Raw genomic sequence first — 10,579 nt, forward strand, 5'->3', positions numbered from 1 at the left:
CCCGTTTTCCACTAACTCAAAACTCATGTGCGCCGCCCATTTGCAAATGCAAAAATAACAGCGAAACCAAGAGGTAATGAAATCAATCCAAGCTGTAACTGGAAATAGGCCATAACATCTGCGGGATTAGTACTGCCAACGTCCACAGCAAATCGGTCGACAAAGACATCCATCAAAGCATAGCTGGCAATAACTGCTAAAACAGTACAAGCCGCACCATAGGCCAAGAATGGAAGCAGCCATTCCTTTCCATGCTCTTTGGACGCACGAGCCGTGCGATAGGCTCGTAAACCCATTGGTATAGCAATCGCAGTACTCAGCAGTAGCGGTAGACCTATGGCGATCAAACAGGTCACCCCTTCCCCTCCAGATACCGCCTCTTGGCTTCTTCCATCCGGCCCATCTCACGCACGGCATTTTCGATGGCGACCTCGTCGCTCTTGTCGGCATAGCGGAACTCGCTGTCGGCGTAGCGGTTGATCTCTTGGATCACCATCTCAACCGTAATCGGCTGGCGCAGGTCCTCGATCATGGCTTTCTTGGCGTCGTAGTCGCGGAACAGGAACAGGTCAGGGTTTTCCATCCATTCGTCGGACAGTTCGAAATCCATCGCGCGGACCTTGACTGCGTCGGTGATGTTCTTGATCGCGCGGCCGGTGAAACGTTCGTCCGCCTGCTGGATCGCCTTCAGGTAGGTGCCCAGCTTGGCGATCGTGTCCATCTGGCCGATCTCGCCCGACACCCGATCATAGACCTGCAACAAAGCGTCCTCATGCGGGCGGGAATGGCTTTCGAAACTGGCGGCAACAGCCTTCTTGATCTCCTGAGCGGCATAGGCTTTGTGCTCGCCCAGCGGGATGTCGTGATTGCGGCCCATCAGCAGATGCAGGATGTCGATGTAATCCTCACGCGTTTGCGGCCCGTCGACCAGGAACCGCGCCCCCGCCCGCTGGCGCAGGGCGTCGTCCACATTCTCGGGGTAGTTCGAGAACATGCCAAAGGTGCAGTTGCCGCGCACGACGGTGTTGGCACCCGCAAAGCTCTCCATCAGCACGGCGGTGATTTCCAACTGCCCGGCTGAGGACTGCCGGTCGCCGCGTTTGCCTGCCAGCTGATCGATGTCGTCGATGGTGCCGAAGCCGATGACCGAAGGGTCGATGATCGTGTTGATGAACGCCTTGGCGTTCTGGCCGGACTTGCCTTGATAGCTGTCGATATTGTCGGTGCTCAGGTTCTGATAGCGGAACGGATAGCCCGCGTTCTGGCAGTAATCGTTGATCAGACCAGCCATCATCTGGATCAGGGTGGTTTTGCCGGTGCCCGGTTTGCCGTCGCCCATGAAAGTAAAGATGAACCCGCCAAGCTCAGCAAACGGGTTCAGGCGGCGGTCGAAATCATAGGCCATCACCATCTTGGCCAGCTTCATCGCCTGATATTTGGCGATATGGTTGCCGACCACCTCGTTCGGTTTCTTGAACGTCATGGTGAGCGTAGTGGATTTGGCTTTTGACGCCGGTTCAAAGCCGCGAATGGTCAGATCATCTGCCTCGATATGCCAGGCGGCGTTCTGGAACGGGGCCAGTTGACCTGCGGACTGCGCGCGCAGGGCGGATTTCTCCATCAGTTGCTCGGCATAGGCGCTGGTGGCAGCGATCAGATGGGCGTCGTCGGGGGCGTGTTTGGCGAGGGTCTGGTCCAGCTCCCACAGGGCGCCGTGCAGGGCAAGCTGGCCATTGTCGGTCAGAACCTCTTCGATTTCCCCGACATCAACCGTGGTTTCACCCAGATGCGATGATATCAAATAGGCCAGCGCATTGCCGAATGTGTGCGAGGTGATCAGCGCCTCGGCCGTCAGCAGTTCCGAGAATTCAGTCTTGCGGGCGGCGGGCAAATCCCCCGCCAGATTGGCGCGTTTCAGATCGGCCAGCGGGGTTTGTTCGGCATAAGCCTCAGCCACGGCCAGAGCGATGGCAATGGCGCGGCGAATGGCCTGTTGCGTGGTGGCCTGCGGCGGAGAAACCAGCGTATCGCCATCGTCCGACGCCTCGATCCGTTCCACCAGATGCACCCCGTCAGCCCGCACAGTGCGCCGTGTCACCAGACCCGGCGTGGTGGACCGAAACCGCCGACCCGTGGACACACCCGGAGACCGCTCAACCGCGGCCTCAACCGCTTTGGCAATCCGCGGGGCGTGTTCGAACCCGTTCAGCAAGGCAGTGGCCGCGGTGTAGTGCTTGCGAATATCGTCTTCGCGCAATTCCATCTGGTCTGACGTCAAACTCATCTCAAAATCGCCTTTACTGTCTTCAATATCTCAACACCTGCCCGGCCTTGCTGACGACGAACTTGCGCACGTCGCCAAAGCCCGGCGGGTTGCGTTCGGCCAGCACCTGGAACGGGCGCTGGGGCAGGATGATTGAGCGTTCGGTTTGTGTCGCGCCGGTCTCGGCCCCTTGCCCCCCGAACGGGTCCAGCGCAAAAACCTCGCGGTCAACGGTTCCGAACCAGCCCGAGCGTTCCTGGATCACATCCTCGCTTTGCAGCACCTCGGTGGTCCAAGCCAGCGCCCAATCCTGACCCTGAGGGGATTTTGCATCCTCCAGCACCTGCCGCAGCGGGCCGGATTGCTCGGTAAAGGCCGAGGAATACATTGGCCCCACATGGATGCGGCGCAGGTGTTTGGGGTGCAGGTCGTCGAAATCCTGATCAAAGCCTTTGGCAATGGTCACCAGTTTCAACCCGCCCAAGGATTGCGCCATCAGATGCGCTTGCACCTCGGGCCAGCGGCGTTGGTCTTTGGGCAGGGCCGTGCGCCCGCTATCTTCCAATTCCATCAGGTAGATGACGGGCAGGTTGATCTGGCTGTCATAGACCGCCCAGTGGAGCAGGAACCTGCGTCGCTCGCCCTCATTGCCAATCCAGTGACATTCGGGATCGTTGCGGGCCCAGAACAGCTGACCTTTAAGCAATTCCTCGTAATAGAGCCTTTGAGACAGCGCGAATTGCAGCTTGGTCGGGATTTCCCGGTCGCCAATGATGGTGCGCACCATGTCGGTTTTCAGCTCATCCTCGGACGGCATATTTGCCAGATGCACCTGCGCCTGCTGCGCGTCATTAGCCATGGTCAACAGTTCAGCCGCGACCGGAAACCCGCTGTCGCGTTTGTCCATGGCGAGGCTGCCAAAGAACCGCCCCGTATCACGCCCGACCAGCAGGTATTTCATGCTGAGCGCGCGGAAGGTGTAGAGTAATCCTGAGAGGTAACGCGATACGATCCGCACCTCTTGTTTGCTGATCGCGCCCTCGGCCTCCATCGTCGCGGCCACGCGCAGGAGGTGGACGGTGATCACCTCGAATTTGCGGAAATAGCGGCGCGAGGCGAAGGTGTCTGTCAGGCCGACATGGTCTTGGGTGGGGTCAGTCATTGGACGTTCTGTGTCGCCATCGAATAGTCAAGGCTATCAACTTCGATATTAGGAACCAAATCAACACTATCAGACCAATAACAATGCTCGCGCCCATTAGCAGCCAAACATTTATATGCCAGCCAAGTGTTGAAAGATTAGAGGGATCGGTTTGCTGGTACAATTTTGCCAAAAAAACTGTCGCAAATGGCCAGACTAGCAAAGTAAAACCAATCGAAAAAAGACGATTGCTACCCCTGTCTGGCACTCTAGCCCCCATACAAATTCTCATCATGCTTCTCGACAATCGAGGCAAACCGGCGGGCAAAGCGTTCGTCCGCCTTGGCCTTTTTCTCCAGCACGTCGCGGGCAAAGACCATGTGGTCTTCGTGCGCCTCAAGCATGTCGGCCATTTTCTGGTTGGTCGCGGTGCCGATGGCGGCCATGGCGGTTTGCGCCTCTTGGTCGGTCTGCACGCCGATCTCGTTGATGCGGTGGGCCACGTCCTGCTGCTGGGCCGTTTTCAGCGATTTGGTCAGGGCGTCATACAGCACCACGCGCTGTTGCGTGTCTGTCTGTAGCTTGTTGATCAGAACCATCTGCGTCGCCGCCTGGTTTTGCAGGGAATCGACCCAGGTCTTGCCCTTTTCGATATAGCGCTCAAGCGTTTGGCTTTTGGCCAGCTTGACCTGCTCTTCCTGAACCTTGGCGTTATATTGCTTGTTCAGCTCGGCCAGTTCGGTCTCAAGCTGGGTCCGTGCGGCGGCGTCCTGTTCAACGCTGATCTTGTTTTCCAGCGTGATGATTGTCGGGTCCATGCCCTGAATTTCAGCCCGCAGCGCTTCCAACTCGGCCACGGTGGCCTCGCGGTCATCCAGCGTGCCGGTCAGGTTGTTTTCAACCTTCACACGCTGTTCTTCCAGAACCGACAGCTGCCCTTCCAGCAGTTTCACGATCACGTCGGACTTGGCGATCAGGTCCTGCAGTTTGTCGTCGATACTGGCGGTGCGCATACGCTCCTGCCGCATCGATTCAGATTTACCCTTCGAGAAGATGCCGACAAATGTCTCCCACCCGGATTTTGAGCGCATCTCGTCAAAATCCTTGGAAAACGCGCTGGTGACGTCATCCAGACCCATGATCAGCTCGGCGATATTGGCGTTCATCACCTCGGTATGGGTATGCACATCTTCCAAAGTGGCGTTCTCGATGTCGATATCCGCCTCGGCTGTGCCGATCTTGGCGCGTGCAGCCTCGATCCGCGAGGTCAGGCCTTCGATCTGCGATTGCGACTCACGCACCTTGGCCTGAGTTTCCTCAATCAATGCCTCAAATTGCTGGTTCGACATCTGTGCTATCCCTTTTTCCTTATATACCCAAATAGATAGGGAATGTTACGCCAATTTACATCCCCTTGACCTCTACAATCATGGAAACTTTGACAAACTCGGGCCTGAAAGGAAAGGCGCGTAGGCCCAACTGGACCTGTTGGCGTACATTGCGGCACAGCTGCAACGCGGGGCTGCGCGGACGCACGGTCAAACTGGGTTGATCCACCCAACAGAGTGGCCATAGACAAAACCCGCCACACCTGTTTGGGTGCGCGCAACTCAAATTCTGCCGGAGACTACCCCATGTTGGACGCGACGACTGATCTGAAATCACTTCTCAAAAATCCTGATCTGCTGGTGACCAAGGCCTATATCGGCGGTCAGTGGGTCGAAGGTGACAATGGGACGTTTTCCGTCACCAACCCTGCGCGTGGCGATGTAATCGCCGAGGTCGCCGACCTAAGCCGTGCGCAGGTTGCAGGTGCCATCGCCCAGGCCGAGGCCGCGCAAAAGGAATGGGCCAAGCTGACCGGCAAGGAACGCGCGGTGATCCTGCGCCGCTGGTACGATCTGATGATGGAAAACGCCGAGGATCTGGGCAAGATCCTGACCGCCGAACAGGGCAAACCGCTGGCCGAAGCGGTGGGCGAGATCGGCTATGGTGCCTCATTCATTGAGTTTTTCGGTGAAGAGGCCAAGCGCATCTATGGCGAGACTATTCCGGGCCATCAGCGCGACAAACGCATCATGGTGCTGAAACAGCCCATCGGCGTTGCGGCCTCGATTACGCCATGGAACTTTCCCAACGCGATGATCACCCGCAAGGCCGGACCGGCGCTGGCAGCGGGCTGTGCCTTTGTCGCCCGCCCTGCCGCCGAGACACCCTTGTCCGCGCTGGTTCTGGGCGCATTGGCAGAACAGGCCGGCATCCCGGCCGGTGTGTTCAACGTCGTGCCCTCGTCCCGTGCCAGCGAGATCGGAAAGGAGTTCTGCGAAAACCCCGGCGTGCGCAAGCTGACCTTTACCGGCTCTACCGAGGTGGGGCGCATCCTGCTGCGGCAGGCCTCGGAACAAGTGATGAAATGCTCGATGGAGCTGGGCGGCAACGCGCCCTTCATCGTGTTCGACGATGCCGATCTGGATGCCGCCGTCGAAGGCGCGATGATGTGCAAGTTCCGCAATAACGGCCAGACCTGCGTGTGTGCCAACCGCATCTATGTGCAAGCCGGTGTCTATGACGCCTTTGCCGCCAAGCTGAAGGCCGCGGTCGAGGCGCTGAACGTCGGTGACGGCCTGAACGCAGGCATCACCACCGGCCCGCTGATCAACGATGACGCCGTTGCCAAGGTGCAGGAGCATATCAAGGACGTCACCGACAAGGGCGGCGCGGTGCTGACCGGCGGCCTGCCCCATGATCTGGGCGGCACTTTCTTTCAGCCCACCATCGTCACCGGCGTGACGCAAGACATGATGGTGGCCCAGGACGAGACCTTTGGCCCGCTGGCGCCTCTGTTCAAGTTCGAGGACGAAGACGACGTGATTGCCATGGCCAATGACACGATCTTTGGTCTGGCCTCGTATTTCTATGCCAAAGACCTCAGCCGCGTTTACAAAGTGGCCGAGGCGCTGGAATACGGCATCGTTGGTGTGAATACCGGCATCATCTCGACCGAGCTGGGCCCGTTTGGTGGTGTAAAACAATCCGGTCTGGGCCGCGAAGGCAGCCGTCACGGCATGGAAGACTATCTGGAAATGAAATACATCTGCCTGTCGATCTGATCAGATTTGGCCATCGCCCTAGGGCGGTGGCCTTTTCGACCTCGCTTGTCACAAAACTGAAGCCCAACCGTCACAATTCCGCAATGAACCGTGGTCATTCCACTCTCATCCAAGTGAGAGGGGATTCCAAACGATGTCACTGCGCTGTGTCTGCCTGACATCTGCCCTTGCCCTGACCGCAGGTCAGGCCATGGCAGAAATGAATTTCAACCGAATTGCGTCTTTCCCAGTCGTCAAGAACATGGCCGAGGGGGCCGATACCAACCGCGAAACCTCGCCCGAAATCATCGCGGCCACCGCCGATGGCATGACGCTGGTTTACACTGACAGCCCGCTGGGTGCGATCGGGATGATCGACATCACCGACCCAGCGAACCCGGCGCCTTTGGGCGCGTTGGATGTGGGTGGCGAGCCGACCTCGGTTGGTATCGTGGGCGCGACCGCGTTTGTCGGTGTGAACACATCCGACAGCTATATCGCGCCGTCAGGCAAGCTGATCTCGGTCGATATCGCGGGCAAGGCGGAAACTGGCACCTGCGATCTGGGCGGCCAGCCCGACAGTGTAGCCATCGCACCCGATGGCAGCTTTGTCGCGGTCGCCATCGAGAATGAGCGTGACGAAGATCTGAATGACGGCCTCATCCCGCAACTGCCCGCTGGGTCGCTGGCGCTGGTGCCGCTGAAGGATGGCGCGCTGGATTGCGCGGGCATGAACATGGCCTCCTTGACCGGTCTGGCCGAGGTTGCCCCGACCGATCCCGAGCCGGAATTCGTTGACATCAACGGCCTTGGCGAAACCGTCGTCACGCTGCAGGAAAACAACCACCTCGCTGTTGTCGACAAAGACGGCAACGTGGTCAGCCATTTCTCGGCGGGCGCGGTTGATCTGGAAGGCATCGACGCCACCGACGAACGCGGCGCACTGATCTTCACCGAAAGCCAACCGGGCCGACTGCGCGAACCAGACGCGGTGAAATGGATCGACGACAACCATTTTGCCACCGCCAATGAAGGCGATTATCAGGGCGGGTCGCGCGGCTGGACCATCTTCCACAAGGACGGCACCGTTGTTTACGAAAACGGTACCGATTTCGAAAAAGCCATCATCCAGATCGGCCACTATCCCGACAAACGTTCGGACAGCAAAGGTGTTGAGCCTGAAAGCGTGACCGCAGCGACCTTTGGCGGTACGCCGATGATCTTTGTTGGGGCCGAGCGCGCCTCGGTTGTGGGTGTCTATGACGCTACTGATCCGGCAAACCCTGTGCTGAAACAGCTGCTGCCCTCGGGCGTTGGCCCGGAAGGCTATGTTGCCATCCCCGAACGCAACCTGCTGATCTCGGCCAATGAAAAAGACTTGATCGAAGATGGCGGCCCGCGTGCCCATGTTTCGATCTTTGAATATCAGGACGCCCCTGCCGCCTATCCACATCTGACCTCTGCCGGTGCGGATGAGCTGATCGGGTGGGGCGCTCTGTCCGGTCTGGTCGCCGACGAAGACGGCATGATCTATGCGGTCAATGACAGCTTTTATGGCTTCCAGCCTTCGATCTTTAAGATTGACCCCAGCCAACAGCCAGCCCGTATCGTCGACGTGATCCGCGTTCATCGCCAGGACGGTAGCCCGGCGCAAAAGATCGACATGGAAGGTATCACACTGGACGGCAACGGCGGGTTCTACGTCGCCTCAGAAGGTCGTACCGACCGCGTCATCCCACATGCGATCTACCACGTGTCAAAGGATGGCATGATCAAAGACCGCAAAGGCGAGATCGGCCTGCCGCCGGAACTGATGGCCGTCGAAAAACGTTTTGGCTTTGAAGGCATCACCCGCGTCGGCGACACCCTGTGGATGGCCGTTCAGCGCGAATGGAAGGACGATCCGGAAAACCACGTGAAACTGGTCGCCTATAACCTTGAGACCAAGGAATGGGGTGCGGTGCATTATCCCAAGGCCGATCCCGAAACAGGTTGGGTCGGGTTGTCAGAGATCGTGGCCTTTGGTGAGCATGTTTACGTAATCGAACGTGACAACCAGCACGACCACCGCGCCGTGACCAAAAAGATCTATCGTATCCCGCTGTCCGAAATGACCCCTGCCGAGCTGGGCGGCCCTCTGCCAGTGGTCAGCAAGCAAGAGGTCCGCGACCTACTGCCCGACCTGACCTCGACCGGAGGTTACGTTCTGGACAAGATCGAAGGTCTCGCCATCCTGCCCTCGGGCGAGGCGTTTGTGATGACCGACAATGACGGCGTCGACGATGCCTCGGGCGAGACGATGTTCTGGTCCATCGGGTCGGTTTCGGCTGGGAACTGATCGCCGTAAATGCGCTGACGGACCCCGCGCAGGACTGTGCGGGGTCTTTTTGCCTACATAAGAAGTTGCACGTTAGCCTGAGGCGGGCCTAGCCAAACAGGGCAATGCGAGATCTGTGGTGAATTGGCGTTTCTGCCGGGTCGTATCGAGGGTCACACATCCGCTGGCGCAACGGCCCGCTGGTACAGATGCCATGTTGTGTGGCCCAGGATCGGCAGGGTGAAGATCAGGCCCAGAAACGCCGGAACCAGCGACAACAACATTGTGACCGAGATGATCGCCGCCCAACTGAGCATAACAACAGGATTTTCGGTGACGACGCGAATTGACGTTAGCATGGCAGAAACGAAATTGGTTTCCCGGTCAAGCAGCATGGGCATGGCGACAACGGTCACCGAAAAAAGTACAGCAGACAGAAAGGCGCCGATGCATGTGCCGACAGCCAGGAACGTCCAGCCCTCGGGAGTGAAAAACACGGTGGTCAAAAACCCGTCAAAATCCGAGAAGGATGCATTCTGCAGGATGATGGCCAGCCAAAGCCGAACCTGGTAGACCCACACCCAAAATATGAACAAGGTGACAAAGGCCATCCAGCCCATCTCGCGTTTTCGCTGGTTGGCCATGACTGTAAGGATTTCTGACCAGCCGAAGCTTTGTCCCGACTGCAACCTTCTGGATATCTCGTACAGCCCGGCTGCCGCGAAAGGCGCGACCAGCGGAAAGCCTACAATGGCGGGGATGATCATCCAGATTTTGCCCAGCCAGATCAGAACCCATACCATTGTAAGTCCGAAAAGGGCGTAGAACAGGCCGAAAAAGCCGCTCAGGACGGGACGCGCGAGAAAGTCTGAAAACCCGGCCTTCAGCGACTCGGCAATGTCTTCAAACGTTACCCTGTTGACTTGAGGTACAGCTTGTTGACGCGGCACCAGATTGTCCGTAGGTGCAGTACCTTTGGTTTTGGATGTCATGACACACTCCTCCCAAAGCATAGCGCTATGCTGACTGGCCTGCACATAGACCCCGCATCCGGACAGATTTACGCGCTCTCGGTACAAGTCTGCATGACGTCGCGCATGAGAGCAAGCGAAACGAAGGGTGCTATCATGTGCCCAGCGACCGAAAGCGGCGCTACGGACAAACGGTCGGCGATCTTGGGTGGTCGTGTCGAAGCATTTTGGGGGATCGGTGGTAGCGGAGGAGGGACTTGAACCCCCGACACGCGGATTATGATTCCGCTGCTCTAACCAACTGAGCTACTCCGCCACGAGTGAGAGGCGATTTACGGGAGTGGTCGATGAGGGTCAAGAGGGAAAACACCAAAGACTTTCGGAATCGTCCTGATGCTTTGGCGAACCTTGTCTGACAGGAATTCTCTTTTGATCCGGCCCGTCGAAATGCGGCAAGTATAGGCGAATGCAAACCGGGACAGAACAGTATGCATTCGAGGAAATTCTCGCTGTATGACAAAAGGTTGCCGGTCATCGACCTGTGTGTGACGCACATAGGTGCGGCACCATGGGTTTGGTGCTTGATAGCTGATTTGTTTGCATCGATTATCTGTGCGATCGGCTGCCAATTGTACTCCGACGTGCAACCGTCGGACACAAAAAAGGCCGCCCTCGGAGGAGCGGCCTTCTTTGTTTCATCGGTTGGATCCGAGATTACTCGACGAATAATCTCTTCGCCAGAACCAATTACTCGACGATTTTCGACACAACGCCGGCGCCGACGGTGCGGCCGCCTTC

At 57.9% G+C, this 10,579-nt stretch carries 7 protein-coding genes and 1 tRNA gene; 2 read left to right on the forward strand and 6 right to left on the reverse strand.

The features are described from left to right. Positions 1-23: 23 nt before the first annotated feature. The 4 genes from ACR0L4_RS21865 to ACR0L4_RS21880 form a co-directional block, all read right to left on the reverse strand. Positions 24-356, reverse strand: coding sequence for a hypothetical protein (locus tag ACR0L4_RS21865; protein ID WP_170754470.1), 333 nt, complete (start codon positions 354-356; stop codon positions 24-26). Further along, positions 353-2,284, reverse strand: coding sequence for an AAA family ATPase (locus ACR0L4_RS21870; protein ID WP_480515121.1), 1,932 nt, complete (start codon positions 2,282-2,284; stop codon positions 353-355). Before ACR0L4_RS21870 ends, ACR0L4_RS21865 begins: the two co-directional genes overlap by 4 nt. Positions 2,285-2,306: 22 nt before the next feature. Beyond that, positions 2,307-3,425, reverse strand: coding sequence for a hypothetical protein (locus tag ACR0L4_RS21875; RefSeq protein ID WP_480515123.1), 1,119 nt, complete (start codon positions 3,423-3,425; stop codon positions 2,307-2,309). 248 nt (positions 3,426-3,673) lie between these two features. Further along, positions 3,674-4,753, reverse strand: a complete 1,080-nt coding sequence (locus ACR0L4_RS21880) for a hypothetical protein (RefSeq protein ID WP_480515125.1) — start codon at positions 4,751-4,753, stop codon at positions 3,674-3,676. A gap of 285 nt (positions 4,754-5,038) precedes the next feature. On the opposite strand from ACR0L4_RS21880, the gene ACR0L4_RS21885 reads away from it, so the two are divergent. Continuing rightward, positions 5,039-6,514, forward strand: coding sequence for an NAD-dependent succinate-semialdehyde dehydrogenase (locus ACR0L4_RS21885; RefSeq protein ID WP_480515127.1), 1,476 nt, complete (start codon positions 5,039-5,041; stop codon positions 6,512-6,514). A gap of 133 nt (positions 6,515-6,647) precedes the next feature. Beyond that, positions 6,648-8,831: an esterase-like activity of phytase family protein gene (locus tag ACR0L4_RS21890; protein WP_480515129.1), complete on the forward strand. Its 2,184-nt coding sequence runs from the start codon at positions 6,648-6,650 to the stop codon at positions 8,829-8,831. Between the two features lie 152 nt (positions 8,832-8,983). Here ACR0L4_RS21890 and ACR0L4_RS21895 read toward each other — a convergent pair whose 3' ends face one another. Beyond that, positions 8,984-9,802, reverse strand: coding sequence for a DUF2189 domain-containing protein (locus ACR0L4_RS21895; protein WP_480515131.1), 819 nt, complete (start codon positions 9,800-9,802; stop codon positions 8,984-8,986). Between the two features lie 218 nt (positions 9,803-10,020). After that, positions 10,021-10,097, reverse strand: a tRNA-Met gene (locus tag ACR0L4_RS21900). Between the last annotated feature and the right edge of the window lie 482 nt (positions 10,098-10,579).

This window comes from Ruegeria sp. AB5, assembly GCF_056542645.1.

Bases quoted from the DNA above. Each gene is read 5' to 3' on its own strand.
- ACR0L4_RS21870 (WP_480515121.1), bottom strand. From the start codon at position 2,284: ATGAGTTTGACGTCAGACCAGATGGAATTGCGCGAAGACGATATTCGC.
- ACR0L4_RS21875 (WP_480515123.1), bottom strand. From the start codon at position 3,425: ATGACTGACCCCACCCAAGACCATGTCGGCCTGACAGACACCTTCGCC.
- ACR0L4_RS21880 (WP_480515125.1), bottom strand. From the start codon at position 4,753: ATGTCGAACCAGCAATTTGAGGCATTGATTGAGGAAACTCAGGCCAAG.
- ACR0L4_RS21885 (WP_480515127.1), top strand. From the start codon at position 5,039: ATGTTGGACGCGACGACTGATCTGAAATCACTTCTCAAAAATCCTGAT.
- ACR0L4_RS21890 (WP_480515129.1), top strand. From the start codon at position 6,648: ATGTCACTGCGCTGTGTCTGCCTGACATCTGCCCTTGCCCTGACCGCA.
- ACR0L4_RS21895 (WP_480515131.1), bottom strand. From the start codon at position 9,802: ATGACATCCAAAACCAAAGGTACTGCACCTACGGACAATCTGGTGCCG.